Genomic DNA, 18,877 nt, shown 5'->3' on the forward strand with positions numbered 1-18,877 from the left:
TAGAAATTCATTCTCACTTCTGGTGATGAACGAAATTTCACGCGGCAGCGTCTGTGAAACAGACGCATGTTTGGTGGCGATAGCGGAGGGGTTCCACGCGTACCCATCCCGAACACGACCGTTAAGCCCTCCAGCGCCGATGGTACTTGGACCGAAGGGTCCTGGGAGAGTAGGACGTTGCCAAGCACACGAAGCCATTGTTGATTTATCAACAATGGCTTTTTTGTTCCCTTTATCGCTTAATTTAAATAATGTGGATAAGTCATGGGGAAATGACGAAAAAATAAAAGTTACTAACATGTGGATGAAATAATAAAATATATTCAAAAATGAAAGTAGTCCCCAATTTATGTGGATAGAGCATTGGTATATGTGGATACTTCAAGTAAATGCAAGGATATTTTGCATGGCAGGAGGATAAACAATGGACAACAGTAGTAATCTTGTGTGGATAGAAGATTTTTCTGTACATGCGAGCGACACGGATTATCGTTCACAGGGTAAGTTATCCTTTATTCTGGATATCATGCAATGTGCGGCAGACTTCGCAGTGGGTAATTTGGGGATAAGTGTGGAAGAAATTCTGAGTGCAGGAATGGGCTGGATGATGATTACGTTAGATCTTGATTTTAAGCGTATTCCTCGCCCAAATGATGTGCTTAGCGTACATACCTGGTGTAAAGGTACTAAAGGGGCTTTATGGCAACGGGATTATCGTATTTTTGATGCAGATCATATAGAGATTGCCACAGCGCGTTCTATATGGGCTTTAGTAGATATTGAGAAGAGAAAGATACTCAGACCGAACGCTCTTCCAGTTCAGGTTAAGCACTATAATGGCGATTCAGTAGGGGATATGCCTGTTAAGGTAACGATCCCTACTGATATTATTATGGAAGAAGCTTATCGGTATCAGGTAAGATATAGTGGGCTGGATAGCAACGGACATCTGAATAATGCCCGATACGGAGATTTATGTTGTGATGCACTCAGTTTAGCGGAATGGGATAATACAGAGTTCACACGCTTCCGGATTACTTATCTACAAGAAGCTAAGTTTGGGGATGAACTGACTATTTTACGCTCAGCTGTAACGGATGATGGTATATATGTCCGTGGCCAGAATAGTGATATTGTATTTTTTGAAGCATGTATTGAGTTGAAAAACATAAATAAGTAAAAAGTATATAAATATGGAATATTATTATAAAAGCGATTTCTCCGAGCATCAATCGGGGCAGTCGCTTTTTTTATTGAAAAACAGATGATGTTTATAACATATTTGGAAAAAATTTTGAGCCTGTCACAATTTCAGGGATCACAATCGTTATATAGTTGTAGTCAATAACAAGGAGGTGATTCTTTGGAACGTCGCAGCCCCGGGGTCCAAGTGAATCAAACAATAATTGAAGAGGCTATTGATCAGGTTCTTGCGGGTAACCGCGAAGCCTATAGAACTATAATACAAGTCTATGAAAGAAAGATTTATACGTATTGCTATTATATTTTGAGAAGTCATGAAGAAGCAGAGGATGCTGTGCAAGATATATTTGTAAAAGTGTATCAGGAACTCAGACGTTATGAGAAACGAGTCTCTTTTAATTCATGGCTGTATAAAGTGGCCTATCATCATTGTTTGGATCAGGTTCGCAAACGCAAACGAAGAAACCGTCTGTTGTCGCTATATAAAGAGCAGCAGCCGAAAGCCTATTATAATCCTAACGATGAGGAGCCATTGCAGAAGTTATTTATGGATGATCTGACAGCTGAAGAGAGCAATCTTCTGATTCTTAAGGTAGTAGAGCAGTACAGTTTTGAAGAAATGGGTCAGATTATGGATTGTAATTCAGCTACTTTACGCAAGAAATTCGAACGTCTACGCAAAAAGTTAGTCCGGCAAAGAATGAATGAAGGAGGAAGCCCCCATGGAGAAATGGCAAGATCCAACTGAAAGTCAGAAGATGGAGCACATTCGTCAAACATTCCAAAATCATGAAATGCCGGTAGACAGTTTCAGCGATTCAATTATGAAGCGAATAGGAGACGAGGGAATGGAAAAGCGAGCGTCAAGAAAAAGTGGGAATAAGTTTCTGAAAAAATCATTGGTGGCTGCCGCGGCAGCAGCAGTGTTGGGTGCGGGAATAATCGGTAGCGGATTTATATCCCCAGTCATGGCTGAAACGTTAAAGCAGATTCCTGTTGTAGGAAGTATTTTTAAGGGGATTGACGATAAAGGTCTAAATGCTGCTAAAGAAAAAGGATTATCTACTGCGCCTAACCAAAGCGTTACCCATGATGGAGTGACCTTGAAGGTTACCGATGCCTATTATGACGGCTCGCGGTTGGCTTTTGCGATTGAACGGGAAGGCATTGATAAGGATAAGATGATGGCAGAAATGATTATTGAACCGATTGAATTCGATCCAGCGGTAAAAGAACAGCAGTATGCGAAAGTGACAATGAACCAGTCCGAAAAAGGGTTGTTGGGTTCAGCAGAAGTGAAATTGCCGAATGGAAAGAATTTGGAGAGCCAAATGTCGTCTTTTGGCGATGTTGAGGGTAAAAAGAATGCTATTTTATACGATTATAGAAATCTAAATAATGTAGAGGCTTTGGGGAATGAATTTGAATTAAGCATCACTGTGCCGGTTACACAAATCGCAGAGCCTTTTGAAATCAAGGTGCCGGTGAAAAAAGTAACGGAAGGAATTATCAAGCTTGATCTGAACCAAACAAAAGAGGCAGAAGAATTCAGTTATACGATTACCAAGCTGGAATTAACTCCAGCCACAAGCAGATTACAGCTCAGCGAAGAAGGTAAAGCGCCAACTGTGAAAGAAAAGGATGGATACACAACCTCTGAAATGTTCTATGAAATTGTTGATGAACTAGGCAATGCATTTTCTTCGAGTGGGTCATTCAACTTGCCGGCTATAGTCTATCCTATGGTAGACAAAGATTTCAGTCCGTTCCCACAAACACCAAAAACAATTACAGTTAAGCCGTTTACTTACTCCATTGATGAGAGCCATAAAGCATTAAGAGATGAAGAAGGAAAACAAGTTAAACATTATTATCCGGAGCTTGAACAAACGATTCAGGTGGAGCAAGAGTAACTATTAATCCCATAAGCAAAAAAAGCCCGTGTCTGTATAGCAGATACGGGCTTTTTGTTAAAAGATAAGAATTTATAAGCTAAACAACTATAATATCTTTATATTTCTAAGAGAAACGGTTGTCATTTATAAAAGACGACAACGTAGTCTCTTCTTGTAAAAATTCTAACGGAATGTAGATTTCACTCACCGAGTTTTCGTTATCTGGTCCAAGATACAATTCACCATAAAATTCCAATTCGAATGGAATGGACATCCTGTATTCTGTTTTGGGCAGCCAGATTCCGTAGATATATTTATATGTAGAAGGGATATCACAAGAGCGGCCTTTATGGATGAATTTAAGATAACGTATAGGTGGTAAGATCTGAAGGGAGAAAATCTGATTGTGGTCTGCATTTATAGGATTAAGTTCGCAGGCACACATGATCGAAAAACCGTTACTCTCATAGTCGTCTGGCCAGAAGCCAAGCTGATAATATTTTTCAGGTTGTATCCTATCAGATATAGTATCTACCTTACTGAAAAGCAAAGGCCAAGTATCAGAAATGACGGAGAAATCATGGTCTATTTTAACTACGGGTCCTTGAAGTATAATTTCCCCGAAATCAACGAGCTGGGGGGAAAGATCGCTATCAGAAAGGACTTGAAGTAGATCCTGTTCATATAGTCTAGGCAACAAAGGGAGTTTCGTTTTATTAATTCTTTTTCGAACAAGAGAGGGAGTCGTGTGCAGCATTCTTTTGAAGGCACGAGTAAAGGTCTCATAGTTACTAAAGTTATAGTCTAATGAGATGTCCTGGAGTGAGCGTTCTGGAATTCGGTGAATGTCCAAGGCTGCTTCAGTGATTTTGCGTCTGGCTATATAGTCGCCGGGTGCTATCCCAGTGACTGCTTGAAATAGGCGGGTGAAATGATAAAGTGAGTATCCCATTTCTTTGGAAAGGACAGCTACAGGAAGAAGCGTGTTTAAGCGATCCTCAATGAGATCTAATGCTTGAATGATTAGTTGGCGATTGTTCAAGAGATGCCCTCCCATAACAGTTAGAAATGGTGTCCAAATCGATTACTTCAATTATTTGTTGTCCAGTCCCCCCAATTAGCAGCCCAATCGGGAACGGTCACTTCCATTACGCGATCGGCACTAGGAAAATAAGCTTTGATGTCTAGAATTGGTGTACCAGGATAGGCATCAAGTCCAGCCACCTCTACGATGCCAGAAGCTTCATCGACAGACAGGATTGCTGCTACACTAAGCCCAATTGGATTAGGTCGAATAGGGGAACGGGAAGCGAATACTCCAGTTAATGTTTCGTCATAAGGTGGTTGAATCTGTGTAGTCTGGCGGAATTGATCATCTGCAAACTCGTGCAGCCACCAAAGCACTTGGCAATGACTAAATTGAGATAAACCTTTAAGCGCCGGGCTAAATTCCGGTTTGATTTCCAGTCGTAAATTACGTGGCGCACCTGTAACCCAACCTATAGGTACTATATTATAGCTTTCTTGTTCATTCATTGACTATGACTCCTTTCGGGTATCAGATATTATTTAGTTTATAACGGAGTGACCCGGTAAAGCCTGACGATATTTGCTAACATTCATTTAATGCTATAATGAAATTTGATGTGGAAAGGGGAGCATTATGAAGACATTAGTATTGGCGGAGAAGCCGTCTGTTGCACGCGAGATCGCACGAGTCATGGGATGTAATAATAAACAGAAGAGCTATATTGAAGGTCCAAAATATGTGGTTACCTGGGCACTGGGTCATTTAGTCGGCCTGGCAGAGCCTGAAGATTATAATAAAAAGTTTGCAACTTGGGCTTTGGAGGATTTGCCGATTTTGCCGGAGAAGGCAAAGCTGAAGGTGCTGCGTGAGACCAACCAGCAATATAAAGCTGTTCAGCACCTAATGAAGCGTCAGGATATTGAGGAGCTTGTGGTAGCTACGGATGCTGCTCGTGAAGGAGAGCTGTTGGCACGTTGGATTATGAATATGGCGGGGTGGAAAAAGCCATTCCGGCGGCTCTGGATATCTTCTCAGACGGATAAAGCGATAAAAGAAGGATTCGCAAAGCTCCGCCCAGGTCGCGATTTTGATCGTCTGTATGAATCTGCGCGGTGCCGCGCAGAGGCGGATTGGATGATTGGACTGAATGTCACGAGAGCTTTGACATGTAAGTTCGGTTCGCCGCTCTCCGCAGGGCGGGTACAAACGCCGACATTAGGGATGATCATGGATCGTGAACAGGAGATTACGGGTTTCCGTTCCGTTGATTTTGAGACGCTGACTGCTGATTTTGGAGATTTCCAAGCGGCATGGCGGGCCAGTAACGGCGATGGTCGGATATTTGAAAAGGATAAGACGGCAAGTCTAAAGGATAAGCTTACTGGACGCAGCGGCCGTATTATTAAGGTACAGAAGAGTGAGAAGAGCGAACCTCATCCACTCGCTTATGATCTGACTGAATTGCAGCGTGATGCGAACCGGAAGTTCGGCTTCTCCGCGAAGCAGACCTCCAGTGTGCTTCAGCGGTTATATGAGCAGCACAAGCTTGTCACTTACCCGCGTACGGACAGTCGTTACTTAACATCAGATATGACGGGCACACTCAAGGAAAGATTAGACAGTGTAGCTGTCGGCCCATATGCAGCTTTGGCACGTCCACTGCTTCGCAAACCGCTGCCGATTACGAAGCGAATCGTGGATGATAGCAAAGTAAGCGATCACCATGCTATTATTCCGACAGAGCAGACCGTATTGTTAAATGGTTTGAGTACTGAAGAACGTAAGCTGTATGATTTGATCGTGCGGCGTTTTATCAGCTTGTTCTACCCACCAGCTCGCTATGATGCGGTAGCTGTCACCGTCAACGTGGAAGGCGAAAGCTTCCATGTCAAAGGGACGACGGTAAAAGATGCCGGCTGGCGCGAAGTGTACGGCGGAGATATGAGTAACGATGATGACGAGGAACCATCGGACGAGCCAGCAGCTGGGAGTGTGAAGCTACCTGAGCTGCGCGAAGGAGCAACTGTCACGATTGGCCGCTGCATGGTTCGTCCTGGACGAACACAGCCACCGAAGCGTTATAATGAAGCTTCGCTGTTGACGCAAATGGAGAAGCATGGCCTTGGAACCCCGGCGACCCGCGCGGATATTATCGAGAAGCTGGTAAGCTCCGATACCATTGAACGCCAAGGGAATCTGCTGCATCCGACTGGTAAAGGCAAGCAGCTTATTGAGTTGGTATCCACACAGCTACGGACACCAGATCTAACCGCGCGCTGGGAAGCTGAGCTGGAGAAAATAGCGCGTGGTCAAGGCAAGCCGGAGCTCTTCTTGCAAGGCATCCGCAGTATGGCACAGGAGCTGGTAACTGGCGTCAAAACTAGTGGAGCAGAATATAAACCGCATAATGTCTCGAACAGTAACTGTCCGGAATGCGGTACAAGACTGCTGGAGAAAAAGAGCAAACGTGGCAAGCTGCTTGTATGCCCTGCAGATAACTGTGGTTATACCCGTGCCGGAGAGAAAAGACTATCGAATCGCCGCTGTCCACAGTGCCATAAGAAAATGGAGCTTAAAGAGGGTAAAGCAGGCATGTTCGTACAATGTTTGGGCTGTGGAATCACAGAAACCTTGGATAAGGATCATAAGCATGTGAATAAACGCGAACAGCAAAAGCTGGTACAGCAATACAGTAAGCAAGAAAGCATTGGTTCTAACCTTGGGGAACTGCTGAAAGCAGCGCTTGAAGGGCAAAAGAAGGATAAGTAAAAAGGATCGCATGTATCGTAATAAAAAGGCTGCTGAGTGTACTCAGTAGCCCTTTTTTCTGTCCACGTAAGTTTTTGTGGTCTACAGATAGGCTTTGAATTAGAATGTTAAGCAAATACATAGAGCAGGTGATTAGGGTGGCAGCTGAACAACAAGTGGATCAACTAAAAGCAGCAGGTAGCCCAGAGGGGCAGGGAGGCAGTAAGTTTTTCTTTCTCGTTATTGTATTTATGTTTTGGTTCTCTTCTTATATTTATGTTCCGGTGCTTTCTCCTTATGTGGAGCATTTGGGAGCATCGTATTTTATGGTGGGCATGGTGCTTGGCGTATATGGGCTAATGCAGATTCTGTTCCGACTGCCGATTGGCATCGGTTCAGATTATTTGAATCGGCGGCGTCCGTTTATCTATCTGGGACTGATTGCGAGCGGAGCCAGCTGCTTTCTTTTTATGTGGGGAGCACAGCCTGGGTGGGCATTGGCAGCACGAGCGGTATCCGGTATAGCGGCTTCGGCATGGGTTGTGTACACTGTGATGTTCGCGGGATATTTCCCGAAAGAGGAAGCTGGAAAAGCAATGGGCATGTTGCAATTCACTACGGTAATCGCCCAATTAACCAGTATGATGATCAGTGGCTATATGGTGGAGCATTGGGGCTGGAATACCCCGTTTCTGATTGGTGGATTTGTAGCGATTGCGGCGCTGCTGCTTGCGCTGCGACTGCCTGAACAAAAACAGGAGAAACGGCAAAGTGCGATCCAGATCAAGGACTTAGCAGGTGTTATGAAGGAGCCGCTTCTGGTAAGAGTTTCTCTGCTGTCAGTGTTGGCACACTGTGTGCTATTCATAACGATGTTCGGATATACGCCAAACCAAGCTCTGAATATCGGAGCAAGTAAAGAAAGCTTGGGCTGGCTGACGCTCGCTTTTATGATTCCGCATGCTGTCGCGACCCTCTATGGCTCACGGACATTTGGTAGGCTGCTAGGAGACCGGGGCACGCTTCTCTTAGGCTTCGCGGGAAGTGCATTGTTTACACTTCTTATTCCTTCAATGCCGACGCTAGCGACGCTCTGTCTGACTCAGGTAGGAAACGGATTTATGCAGGGACTTATTTTCCCATTGTTGCTAGGCAAGTCGGTGTCAGAAGTAGATCCATATAAGCGTGCAACAGCTATGGGCTTCTATCAGGCGGTTTATGCAATAGGTATGTCGGCTGGGCCGTTCGTGGCAGGCTGGATGAGCGCTCTTTATGGCTTGACCGGAGGGTTCTGGCTGGGTGGAATTGCGGCGGCGTTGGCTGCGGTGTTGTCATGGATATGGATGAAGGATGCGAAGCAGTGAAAAGAAAGAGGCAGGTAGCGAAGTTATCAGAGCGTGTAAGGATGATTGGTTTTTTGTGAAAAAGAGGAATATAATAGAGATAGATAGGAAGCAAGGAGGAGAGCCCGGGAGAATGGTCAAGGTTATAATGTTGTGGTTTGTGGTAATTAATATTATCGGATATGTAGTGATGTCCGAAGACAAGAACAAAGCCCGTAAACGGCGAGAACGTGTACCTGAGAAGACACTTTTTCTGCTGGCAGCTATGGGCGGGGCACTAGGCGTGCTGATTGCCATGTATCGTAAGCGCCACAAGACGCGACATATGTCCTTTAGGATCGGAATTCCGTTACTTCTGTTGCTGAATATCTTTTTGTACAGCTATTTTTTAAGGTGATAGTCTTAATGATTACAAACTAGAAAAAGAGGTGGCGTACATGTTATTCTCTAAAATTTTACTCGCCTATGATGGATCTAAGGCTTCTAATCAAGCATTGGAGCGCGCAATTGAACTCGCAAAAGTAACTCCGGGCTCTACGATGCATGTCGTACACGCATTTGAATTTCCAAGATTTTTTATCGGAGAAGCTCTAGCACCACTACCGGCTTCAGTAAATAAAGAATATTATGATTTAGCAGTGCAGACTACTGAAGAGGTGAAGGGACGCCTTGAGGCTGAAGGCTTGAATGCTGAGGTTGAGCTATTACAAGGATCTCCCGCTGAAGTGATTTTGAAATATGCTAAAGAACATGCTATAGATGTAATTGTTATCGGCAGCCGCGGACTTGGCGGAATACGTGAGTTTGTTCTGGGAAGTGTGAGCCACAATGTAGTACAAAGCGCCCGCATTCCAGTGCTGGTTGTAAAATAATATAAAGTTAAAAGGGACGCTTATGGCGTTCCTTTTTTCAAATATAAGAAAATATATGTTTCACACTATACTTTATCCTTATATTTCTCGCATAAACGCTAACCGTCATACAGGGACGCCAAAGGCGTTTATACTTGATTATTAAGAAACGAAATGACTAAATTCATATCCAGTAGAGGAATTATATGTATTTCCATGAAGCCTATTCTACAGTTAATATAACATCTGTTGTTAGAGCTAATAGTGTACGGAAAGAAGTCTTTATCATCAAAATAAGTGGTTATTGAGAAATTAAATACGCCTAAAAGCGAACGATTATTAATCGGAATTTACCAATGTTCGTGTTTGAGTTGACATCCTGTGTAGGGGATTGTTAAACTGATGTCATGAGCAACTCGTATAAAACCGGGGATATGGCCCGGAAGTTTCTACCCGGGAACCGTAAATTACCGGACTACGAGGAAATAGGATGATAGAATGCGGCAATGCGGTCCGGGTAACGGAATGATGCATTATGCCATTTTCCGCGCTTAATAGAGCCTAATGATAGGCACGCGGATTATTTTTTCCTAATTTCTTTACTAGTCCGATCCTCCCGCAGCAAAATGCGTCTGGTCATCGGGCTTTTTTTATTCGAATTTACAAGATAAAGATATCCATACTAGTGACTGGAAGGTAGGTCGAATCATGTCTGTGCAGGTAGCTGTTATCATGGGCAGTAAATCGGATTGGGATACGATGGAGCACGCTTGTGCGGTGCTTGAAGAGCTGGGATTATCTTATGAGAAGAAGGTAGTATCTGCGCACCGGACGCCGGACTTGATGTTCAGCTATGCGGAGGAAGCCGCGGGCCGGGGGATTCGCGTCATTATTGCAGGAGCGGGTGGTGCAGCGCATTTGCCGGGTATGGTGGCAGCAAAGACGATCCTGCCTGTGATTGGAGTGCCAGTGCAGTCGAAGGCGCTTAATGGACTTGATTCGCTTCTCTCCATCGTGCAGATGCCTGGAGGCATTCCAGTGGCAACGGTAGCCATTGGTAAGGCAGGGGCCATTAATGCAGGCCTCCTGGCTGCACAGATTATCGGAGCATTCGATCCAGAAGTGCAGCAGCGCGCGCAGCTGCGGCGGGATGCGATCCGCGACGAAGTCCTTGAAAGCAGCGACAGCTTATGAGACCGGAGGAGCTGAAGCTGCAGGAGGCTGGCGGCGCTACTTCGCCAGCCGCTATGGATGCGTCCGGTACGGACACCGTCCGGACGCTACTGCCCGGCGCGACCGTCGGCGTGCTCGGCGGCGGGCAGCTCGGGCGCATGATGGCGCTGGCTGGCAGCGCCATGGGGTACCGCTTCGTGGCGCTGGACCCTGCGCCGGATGCGCCTAGCGGTCAAGTCACGCCGCAGATTACAGCGGCGTATAACGACCGGGACGCGGCGCGGGAGCTAGCCCGCCGCTCGGACGTCATCACGTACGAGTTCGAGAACGTTGACGCGGGCGTTGCCGCGCTGCTGACGGAGGAATCGTACGTGCCGCAGGGCAGCGCGCTGCTGTATACGACGCAGCATCGGCTGCGCGAAAAAGCCGCCATCGAGGCGGCAGGCGTACCCGTCGCCCCGTACCGGAAGGTGGATAGCCTTGCGGAGCTGAAAGTGGCGGCGGCTGAACTTGGACTACCTTGTGTGCTGAAGACAGCCACAGGCGGTTATGACGGCAAGGGACAAGCCGTGATCCGTCAGGAAAAAGAGCTGGAAGAAGCCTTCCGGCAAGTAGCACCCGGAGCCGTTGTGCCGGAGCTGGTGCTTGAGAAGTTTGTAGCTTTTAAGTGTGAAATATCCGTTGTTGCTGCACGCAGTGCTTCTGGTGAGGTTAAAAGCTTCCCACCGTCGGAAAATATTCATGTGAATAATATTTTGCATCTGTCCATTGTGCCTGCAAGAGTGGCAGAGGACATTCAGCGGAGAGCATGCGAATTGGCAGAGACATTAATCGCTGGACTTGATGCGGTTGGACTGCTGGCAGTAGAAATGTTCGTCACAGAGGACGGACAATTGTACGTCAATGAGTTAGCACCAAGGCCGCATAACTCCGGGCATTACACCATGGACGCTTGCGCGACCTCACAGTTCGAGCAGCATGTCCGGGCGATTTGTAATCTGCCGCTAGGCGATACAACGCTTTTGACACCGGTAGTTATGGTAAATGTACTAGGCCAGCATTTGGATGGCGCGATTAAAGCGACCTGTACACAGGACGAAAAAGATAATAAGCTGGGTGTTGTACCTAAGCTTCATATATATGGCAAGACTGAGAGTAAGACCGGCCGCAAGATGGGCCATATCAATCTGCTCTGCAAGGATACCGGAGACGGCTTGTCCTGGGTGGAGCAATCTAAACTTTGGAGGAACTAAAGAATATGATCGAACGTTACAGCAGACCTGAGATGCGAGCTATTTGGACGGAGGAAAATAAATTCAAGGCGTGGCTGGAAGTTGAAATTTGCGCTTGTGAAGCATGGGCTGAGCTCGGAGTCATCCCGCACGAAGACGCAGCTAAACTGCGTAAAGACGCTAAATTCGACATCGCACGCATTGATGAAATAGAACAAGAGACTCGCCATGACGTTATCGCATTTACACGTGCGGTCTCCGAGAGTCTTGGCGCAGAACGCAAATGGGTTCACTACGGTCTTACTTCTACTGACGTGGTAGATACAGCGCTAGGTTACTTGCTGCGTCAAGCGAATGAAATTCTAGAGAAGGATATCATCAACTTTATTGAGATCCTTAAAGATAAAGCTATTGCTTACAAGGATACACCGATGATGGGCCGTACGCATGGTGTTCATGCCGAGCCAACTACCTTTGGTCTGAAAATGGCTCTATGGTACGAAGAAATGAAACGTAACCTGGAGCGTTTCCGCCATGCTGCGAACGGTGTACAGTTCGGAAAAATCTCCGGTGCCGTTGGTACGTACGCTAACATCGATCCTTTCGTAGAAGAATTCGTTTGCCGCAAGCTCGGCACAAGCCCAGCTCCAATTTCTACACAAACGTTACAGCGTGACCGTCATGCTGAATACATGGCTGCTCTTGCTTTGGTAGCGACATCGTTAGACAAATTCGCTACTGAAATCCGCGCTCTGCAAAAGAGTGAGATTCGTGAAGTGGAAGAAGCTTTTGCCAAAGGTCAAAAGGGTTCCTCCGCTATGCCTCACAAACGTAATCCGATCGGCTGCGAGAACATTTCCGGTCTGTCCCGCGTCATTCGCGGACATATGGTTACAGCTTACGAGAACGTGCCACTCTGGCATGAACGCGATATTTCGCACTCCTCTGTGGAACGTATCATCCTTCCGGATGCGACAATGTTGCTCAACTACATGCTGAACCGTTTCGGTAACATCGTGAAGAACCTGACTGTATTCCCAGAGAACATGAAGCGTAACATGAACCGTACGTTCGGTGTTCCTTTCTCCGGTCGTATCTTGACTAAACTGATCGATAAAGGCCTTAGCCGTGAGCAAGCGTACGATACCGTTCAACCGCGTGCTATGCAAGCGTGGGAAGAGCAAAAACAATTCCGCGATATCGTGGAAGCTACACCTGAGATCACTAACGTTCTTACCCCAGAAGAAATTGAAGATGCATTTAACCCTTCTTGGCACCTTAAGCATGTGGACACCATCTTCCGCAAGCTAGAGCTTATCTAAAAAAGATAGGTTAGTGGTGAACTAAGGAGTTAGATATAAAGGAAATTGGTCGAATGGTGTAATGGAGAGGAAGTTTGGAACTGTAGAAGCGTTAGCGTTCGCCTTTATGGTTGGATTTCTACCGCGAAGAGCGGTTTAAATCAGGAAATCCAACCATAACAGCGATCGGAAGTCCAAACATTCCTCGGAATTACGCCTTTGAGACCAGTTGCAGTAATCAAGATCATTAGTTCAAGGGAGGAAAGGTCATGACATCGTCGGCCGTATCCACAGCCGTGGAACTCATCAATGCGCCGCTGCTCTATAAAGGGAAGGTTCGTGAGCTATACGATTTAGGGGAGAATGTACTGATCGTCGTCACGGATCGGATATCTGCTTTTGACTATGTGCTGGACCCAGCGGTACCTGAAAAGGGCAATGTGCTTAACCGTCTGAGTGCGTTCTGGTTCGGAAAGACTAAAGAGCTAATGGAGAATCATGTCGTTCATATCGATGTGGATCTGCTCGGAGACATCGTTAAGGACAAGGAAGCTCTCAGAAACCGTGTTATGGTGGTACGCAAAGCGGAGCGCATCGATATCGAATGTGTTGTGCGTGGGTGCATCACCGGTGGGGGCTGGAGACAGTATCAAGAAACTGGCAAAGTGAATGGTATTGAGCTTCCTAAGAACTTGCGCAAAAATGCGCTGCTGGCACAGCCAATCTTTACCCCTGCGGCTAAAAACGATGTAGGTCATGATGAGGATATTCCTTTTGAAACAATGCAGGAGCTAATCGGTGCTGATCTGGCACTCGAGCTGCAGGAGAAGAGCTTGCAATTGTTCTCTTTTGCCAGAGAGTATTGTGCTGAGCGGGGAATCATTCTTGCAGATTGCAAATTTGAATTCGGCTTGCTGGATGGCAAGGTGATTCTGATTGATGAGATTTTTACGCCGGATGCTTCACGTTTCTGGGCTAAGGACAAATACACTCTTGATATCGAAATTGATAGTATGGATAAAGAACCTGTTCGTACGTATCTATCTGCATCCTCCTGGGATAAAAATAGCAAACCTGATCCACTTCCACTAGAAGTAGTTGAAGAAACAACGCGCCGTTATCTGGACATTTATCATCGTCTTACTGGCAAGTCTTTATAGCTCAACATTGTGTGTTTACTCATGGGAATAAATGAAGTGTATGTTTTTAAAGCTAGAGTTACTTTTAGTAGAGTTTCAGCTTTCAGAAAGTATATACACATAAAAATTTAGGAGGAACTACAAGCATATGTTAAAAGCGACGGTATATGTCACCATTAAGAAGAGCGTTCTCGATCCACAAGGTGTAGCAGTGCAAGGAGCACTTCATTCGGTAGGTTTTCAAGAAGTTGAAAGTTTGCGTATTGGGAAATATATGGAGCTGACTTTGGATACGGATAACCGTGCTGAAGCAGAAGTGCGTCTCAAGGAAATGTGCGAAAAGCTACTTGCCAACACGGTGATCGAGGATTACCGCTACGAATTGGAGGACTAAACGACATGAAATTTGCTGTACTTGTCTTCCCAGGCTCTAACTGTGATATTGATTGCTACAAGGCGGTAGAGGACAGTCTCGGCGAACCAGTCGATTATGTGTGGCATACAGCGACAGATTTGTCGGCGTATGATTGCATTTTGGTTCCAGGCGGATTCTCATATGGTGATTACCTGCGCTGCGGCGCGATTTCAAGATTTGCTCCTGTAATGGCTGAAGTTGCTAAAGCAGCAGAGCAAGGGAAATTCGTGCTAGGCATTTGCAATGGGTTCCAAATTCTTACTGAGGCTGGTTTGTTGCCAGGCGCGCTGCGTCGTAACATGTCCATGAAGTTCCGTTGTCATGATACAGTGCTTAAGGTTGTTAATAACGAAACCCCATTTACTATTGATTATGCTAAGGATGAAGAAATCATCATCCCAATCGCTCACGGCGAAGGAAACTACTACTGTGATGAAGAGACTTTAGCAGAACTGAAAGCTAACAATCAGATTGTGTTCACATATAGCGATAATCCTAACGGCTCTGTAGCTGATATTGCGGGTGTTAGTAATGTGCAGGGTAATGTAGTCGGCATGATGCCTCACCCTGAGCGTGCAGCTAACAGCTTGCTCGGATCTGAAGATGGCAAACGAATGTTCACATCTATACTGAAGACTTGGAGGGATCGTCATGACGCAGCAAGTATCCGTTAAGGAACCGACCGCAGAACAGATCGCAGAGCAGAAAATTTACAGCCAATTCGGTGTGTCGGACAGCGAATATGAGCTCATCAAGTCTTTTATGGGACGTTTGCCGAACTATACTGAAATTGGCGTATTCAGCGTAATGTGGTCCGAACACTGTGCATACAAGAACTCTAAGCCATTGTTGAAACGTTTCCCGGTTACTGGACCACGTGTCCTGATGGGACCCGGCGAGGGCGCAGGGATTGTAGATATCGGAGACAACCAAGCGGTTGTATTCAAAATCGAAAGTCATAACCACCCCTCTGCAGTAGAACCTTTTCAAGGTGCGGCAACAGGCGTAGGTGGTATTATTCGTGATATTTTTTCTATGGGCTCAAGACCTATCGCACTGCTGAATTCCTTGCGTTTCGGCAAGCTGGAAAGCGATCGCGTGAAATATTTGTTCGAGCATGTGGTGTCGGGTATTGCTGGTTATGGTAACTGTATCGGGATTCCAACAGTGGGCGGCGAAATCATGTTCGATGATAGCTATGACGGTAACCCGCTTGTTAACGCAATGTGTGTCGGTCTGATTGATCATGATAAAATCCAGCGTGGTGTCGCTAAAGGTGTAGGGAACCCAGTCTTCTACGTAGGTCCTCCTACTGGACGTGATGGGATTCATGGGGCTACTTTTGCATCCGTTGAACTAAGTGAAGAGTCCGAAGCTAAACGTACAGCTGTACAAGTAGGCGATCCATTTATGGAGAAGCTCGTTATGGAATCTTGTCTAGAGTTAATCGACAGCGGCATCGTTATTGGGATTCAGGATATGGGTGCGGCTGGACTTACCTGCTCTAGTGCCGAGATGGCAAGTAAAGCGGGCAACGGTCTGGAGCTGTATCTTGATCAGGTGCCACAACGTGAAGAAGGCATGACCCCTTATGAAATGATGCTTTCGGAATCGCAAGAACGGATGTTGTTCGTAGTAGAACCGAAGGATGAAGCTCAGGCGCAAGAGATTTTTGATCGCTGGGGTGTAATCTGCTGTAAGGTCGGTAAAGTAACGGATGATGGTCGCTTGAAGCTGTACCATCACGGTGAGGTTGTTGGTGACATGCCTGTAACAGCGCTTGTGGATGAGTGTCCAGTGTATAACAAACCATCTGAGGTTCCTGCTTATTATGTAGAAAATGAATCGGTAGATACGCTTCGTTACGCGGAAGTTACAGATCTAGGCGGCGCACTTCGTACTGTTCTTGGATCACCAACCGTAGCAAGTAAAGCTTGGGTATACAACCAATATGATTACATGGTTCGGACTAGTACGGCTGTTCGACCTGGATCTGATGCGGCTGTAGTTACCATTCATGGTACACGTAAAGGACTTGCGATGACCACGGACTGTAACGGGCGTTATGTTTATCTTGATCCTGAAGTGGGTGGACGGATTGCAGTCAGCGAAGCGGCTCGTAACATCGTTTGTTCGGGTGCTGAACCGCTTGCTATTACCGATAACCTAAACTTCGGAAACCCTGAGAAACCTGATGTGTTCTGGCAAATGGAGCGTGCGGTTGATGGTATGGCTGAAGCTTGTCGTGTGCTGGATACTCCGGTTATCGGCGGGAATGTCAGTCTTTATAACGAAAATACGACGGGATCCATCTACCCAACACCGGTTGTCGGCATGGTTGGTTTAGTAACGGATACGGATCATATTACGACTCAAGGCTTCAAACAAGAAGGAGATTCCATTCTTCTGCTAGGCGTAACAAAAGCTGAGCTTGGTGGTAGTGAATTTCAATATGCTGTTCATGGTGTAACCGAAGGCCGCCCTCCAGCTTTGGATTTGGCTACTGAGAAAACACTGCTGAGCGCAGTGCTTACCTCGATTCGCGGCGGTCTGGTGCGTTCAGCACATGACTTGTCCGAAGGCGGTCTTGCTGTAGCACTTGCAGAGAGCTGTATCAGTGGTGGTATTGGTGCGAACGTTGAACTTTCTGCTAATGGACTTAGATCTGATGTAGCTTTGTTCAGTGAGAGCCAATCACGTATCGTGCTGACGGCAGCACCTGAACGTGCGGAAGAGCTGAAAGCAGCGATTGCTGCAAGCGGCGTTCCAGTGGAAATCATCGGAACTGTAGGTGGAGACAGACTGCGCGTAAATCTGGACGGTGCATCCGTATTAGATGAAGCTGTAGCAGAATTGAAATTCGTTTGGGAGGATGCTATTCCATGTCTTATGAAATAAAGACCGGGAAAGAGCAGGAGACTCCTATCCTGTGGACTGGTGACTTTTACAATGAAGGAACGGGCTCGGGAGATATTTTTGACACATTAAAAGAAGAATGCGGCGTTTTCGGGGTCTTCGGACACCCGGAAGCGGCGTCCATGTCTTATTACGGCTTGCACGCCTTACAGCACCGTGGGGAAGAAAGTGCGGGCATCTGCGTAGCAGATGGTCGTGATTTCAACTATCACCGCGGGATGGGGTTAGTAAAAGAAGTATTTGACAAGGACAAAATTGCCTCACTGGTTGGAGACATGTCCATCGGGCATGTACGTTATTCCACCAGCGGAGACAGCCGCTTAACTAATGCACAGCCGCTCGTATTCAAATATCGTGACGGTGATTTGGCGATTGCTACGAACGGTAACATAGTAAATGAACCGTTGATTCGTAAACAGCTTGAGCAAAGCGGATCGATCTTCCAAACCACAAGTGATACAGAAGTGCTGGCGCATCTGATTGCGCGTTCGTCTAAGGATTTTGTTGAAGCGGCTAAGGATGCGCTAAAACAACTGGTTGGCGGATTTGCTTTTCTGCTTATGACGAATGACAAATTAATTGTCGCTTCGGATTCCCATGGTTTGCGTCCGCTTGTAATGGGACGGATCGGCGAAGCCTATATTTTTGCTTCCGAATCTTGCGCCTTAGAAGTTATCGGAGCACAGTTAGTCCGCGATATCGAACCTGGCGAACTGCTCGTGCTTGATAAAAATGGCCTGTTAGAGGACCGTTTTACCGAGCCAAAACGTAAAGCGCTATGCGCGATGGAGTATATTTACTTCTCTCGCCCAGACAGTGATATGAATGGCGCTAACCTGCACACCGCCCGTAAGCGGATGGGTAGCCGAATGGCATTAGAAGCTTTCGTAGATGCTGACCTCGTAACTGGTGTACCGGATTCTAGTATCTCGGCAGCGATTGGATTTGCGGAGCAGACAGGCATTCCTTATGAGCTTGGGCTCATCAAGAATAAGTATACAGGCCGGACCTTCATCCAGCCGAGCCAAGAGCTGCGTGAGCAAGGTGTGAAAATGAAGTTAAGCGCCGTGCGCAGTGTGGTCGATGGCAAACGTGTTGTCATGATCGATGATTCCATCGTGCGTGGAACAACTTCACGGCGGATCGTCAATCTGCTCCGCGAAGCGGGAGCCGTAGAGGTTCACGTGCGGATTACATCGCCACCCTTCAAGAATCCTTGCTTCTACGGCATTGATACCCCAGACCGCCGCGATCTCATCGCGTCGTACAAGTCCATTGCGGAAATGTGCGAAGAGATTAATGCCGATTCCTTGGCATTCTTGTCACCGGAGGGCTTAATCACTTCCATTGGTGGCCACAACAAAGATGATTACAAAGGCGGGCTATGCCTTTCTTGCTTCGATAATGATTACCCGACGCAGGTTGATTTTGGCGGGGAAGAAAAAGACGGCTGCAGCTGCTAACGTAGGGTTTTAGCCCTCCGTCTGCATGCCACCGCCGAGACTGGCTTGCCAAGATCGGCGCTTCGCTTAAGGAGGTGCATGGCGCAGCTCATGCACCGAGGTCTTGAGGTCCGTGTGCAAGGCGCGCACTGCGGCTTGCAGTAGGGGAAACCTGGTGGTTAGAGGGAG

Annotated in this window: 17 protein-coding genes, 1 rRNA gene and 1 riboswitch; of the genes, 16 read left to right on the forward strand and 2 right to left on the reverse strand. The window is 46.6% G+C overall.

Going from position 1 to position 18,877, the window contains the following annotated elements:
• The first annotated feature begins 69 nt into the window (after nucleotides 1-69).
• From rrf to MKY99_RS03260, 4 genes are all read left to right on the forward strand, one after another.
• A 5S ribosomal RNA gene (gene rrf, locus MKY99_RS03245) occupies nucleotides 70-186 on the forward strand.
• A 238-nt stretch (nucleotides 187-424) separates the two neighbouring features.
• Nucleotides 425-1,180: an acyl-ACP thioesterase domain-containing protein gene (locus MKY99_RS03250; RefSeq protein ID WP_339268637.1), complete on the forward strand. Its 756-nt coding sequence runs from the start codon at nucleotides 425-427 to the stop codon at nucleotides 1,178-1,180.
• Between the two features lie 183 nt (nucleotides 1,181-1,363).
• Complete coding sequence (locus MKY99_RS03255) at nucleotides 1,364-1,951, forward strand: RNA polymerase sigma factor (RefSeq protein ID WP_076286950.1); 588 nt, start codon at nucleotides 1,364-1,366, stop codon at nucleotides 1,949-1,951.
• On the forward strand, nucleotides 1,926-3,116 hold the full coding sequence (locus MKY99_RS03260; RefSeq protein ID WP_339268639.1) for a DUF4179 domain-containing protein: 1,191 nt from the start codon (nucleotides 1,926-1,928) through the stop codon (nucleotides 3,114-3,116). The genes MKY99_RS03255 and MKY99_RS03260 overlap by 26 nt, the downstream gene beginning before the upstream one ends.
• 106 nt (nucleotides 3,117-3,222) lie before the next feature.
• Here MKY99_RS03260 and MKY99_RS03265 read toward each other — a convergent pair whose 3' ends face one another.
• Nucleotides 3,223-4,140, reverse strand: coding sequence for an AraC family transcriptional regulator (locus MKY99_RS03265; protein ID WP_339268641.1), 918 nt, complete (start codon nucleotides 4,138-4,140; stop codon nucleotides 3,223-3,225).
• A gap of 47 nt (nucleotides 4,141-4,187) precedes the next feature.
• Nucleotides 4,188-4,634, reverse strand: a complete 447-nt coding sequence (gene tsaA / locus MKY99_RS03270) for a tRNA (N6-threonylcarbamoyladenosine(37)-N6)-methyltransferase TrmO (protein ID WP_339268643.1) — start codon at nucleotides 4,632-4,634, stop codon at nucleotides 4,188-4,190.
• Between the two features lie 127 nt (nucleotides 4,635-4,761).
• Between tsaA and MKY99_RS03275 the strand changes: the two genes are divergently transcribed.
• From MKY99_RS03275 to purF, 12 genes are all read left to right on the forward strand, one after another.
• On the forward strand, nucleotides 4,762-6,897 hold the full coding sequence (locus tag MKY99_RS03275) for a DNA topoisomerase 3 (RefSeq protein ID WP_339268645.1): 2,136 nt from the start codon (nucleotides 4,762-4,764) through the stop codon (nucleotides 6,895-6,897).
• Nucleotides 6,898-7,034: 137 nt separating this feature from the next.
• Nucleotides 7,035-8,240 carry an MFS transporter gene (locus tag MKY99_RS03280; protein WP_339268647.1) on the forward strand — a complete coding sequence of 402 codons (1,206 nt, stop codon included), beginning with the start codon at nucleotides 7,035-7,037 and terminating at the stop codon, nucleotides 8,238-8,240.
• Nucleotides 8,241-8,352: 112 nt separating this feature from the next.
• Nucleotides 8,353-8,616: a DUF1294 domain-containing protein gene (locus MKY99_RS03285; RefSeq protein ID WP_042193264.1), complete on the forward strand. Its 264-nt coding sequence runs from the start codon at nucleotides 8,353-8,355 to the stop codon at nucleotides 8,614-8,616.
• A gap of 40 nt (nucleotides 8,617-8,656) precedes the next feature.
• Entirely contained in the window at nucleotides 8,657-9,091 is a 435-nt protein-coding gene (locus MKY99_RS03290; RefSeq protein WP_042184737.1) for a universal stress protein, read from the forward strand.
• 375 nt (nucleotides 9,092-9,466) lie between these two features.
• A riboswitch (purine riboswitch) is annotated at nucleotides 9,467-9,568 on the forward strand.
• Between the two features lie 210 nt (nucleotides 9,569-9,778).
• The gene (gene purE, locus MKY99_RS03295; protein ID WP_042184739.1) at nucleotides 9,779-10,264 is read left to right on the forward strand and encodes a 5-(carboxyamino)imidazole ribonucleotide mutase; all 486 of its coding nucleotides are present in this window, start codon (nucleotides 9,779-9,781) and stop codon (nucleotides 10,262-10,264) included.
• Between the two features lie 53 nt (nucleotides 10,265-10,317).
• Entirely contained in the window at nucleotides 10,318-11,496 is a 1,179-nt protein-coding gene (gene purK / locus MKY99_RS03300) for a 5-(carboxyamino)imidazole ribonucleotide synthase (RefSeq protein WP_339271478.1), read from the forward strand.
• A 5-nt stretch (nucleotides 11,497-11,501) separates the two neighbouring features.
• Nucleotides 11,502-12,797, forward strand: a complete 1,296-nt coding sequence (gene purB / locus MKY99_RS03305) for an adenylosuccinate lyase (RefSeq protein WP_042124027.1) — start codon at nucleotides 11,502-11,504, stop codon at nucleotides 12,795-12,797.
• 248 nt (nucleotides 12,798-13,045) lie between these two features.
• Entirely contained in the window at nucleotides 13,046-13,936 is an 891-nt protein-coding gene (locus MKY99_RS03310; protein WP_339268650.1) for a phosphoribosylaminoimidazolesuccinocarboxamide synthase, read from the forward strand.
• A 127-nt stretch (nucleotides 13,937-14,063) separates the two neighbouring features.
• Nucleotides 14,064-14,309, forward strand: coding sequence for a phosphoribosylformylglycinamidine synthase subunit PurS (gene purS / locus MKY99_RS03315; RefSeq protein ID WP_036680912.1), 246 nt, complete (start codon nucleotides 14,064-14,066; stop codon nucleotides 14,307-14,309).
• A 5-nt stretch (nucleotides 14,310-14,314) separates the two neighbouring features.
• Nucleotides 14,315-15,004 carry a phosphoribosylformylglycinamidine synthase subunit PurQ gene (gene purQ, locus MKY99_RS03320; RefSeq protein ID WP_042124034.1) on the forward strand — a complete coding sequence of 230 codons (690 nt, stop codon included), beginning with the start codon at nucleotides 14,315-14,317 and terminating at the stop codon, nucleotides 15,002-15,004.
• On the forward strand, nucleotides 14,982-17,228 hold the full coding sequence (gene purL / locus MKY99_RS03325) for a phosphoribosylformylglycinamidine synthase subunit PurL (RefSeq protein ID WP_339268652.1): 2,247 nt from the start codon (nucleotides 14,982-14,984) through the stop codon (nucleotides 17,226-17,228). Before purQ ends, purL begins: the two co-directional genes overlap by 23 nt.
• Entirely contained in the window at nucleotides 17,213-18,709 is a 1,497-nt protein-coding gene (purF, locus tag MKY99_RS03330) for an amidophosphoribosyltransferase (protein WP_339268654.1), read from the forward strand. The genes purL and purF overlap by 16 nt, the downstream gene beginning before the upstream one ends.
• The last annotated feature ends 168 nt before the right edge of the window (nucleotides 18,710-18,877 follow it).

This window comes from Paenibacillus sp. FSL R5-0470 (genome assembly GCF_037975205.1).
Taxonomy (GTDB): Bacteria; Bacillota; Bacilli; order Paenibacillales; family Paenibacillaceae; genus Paenibacillus_AQ.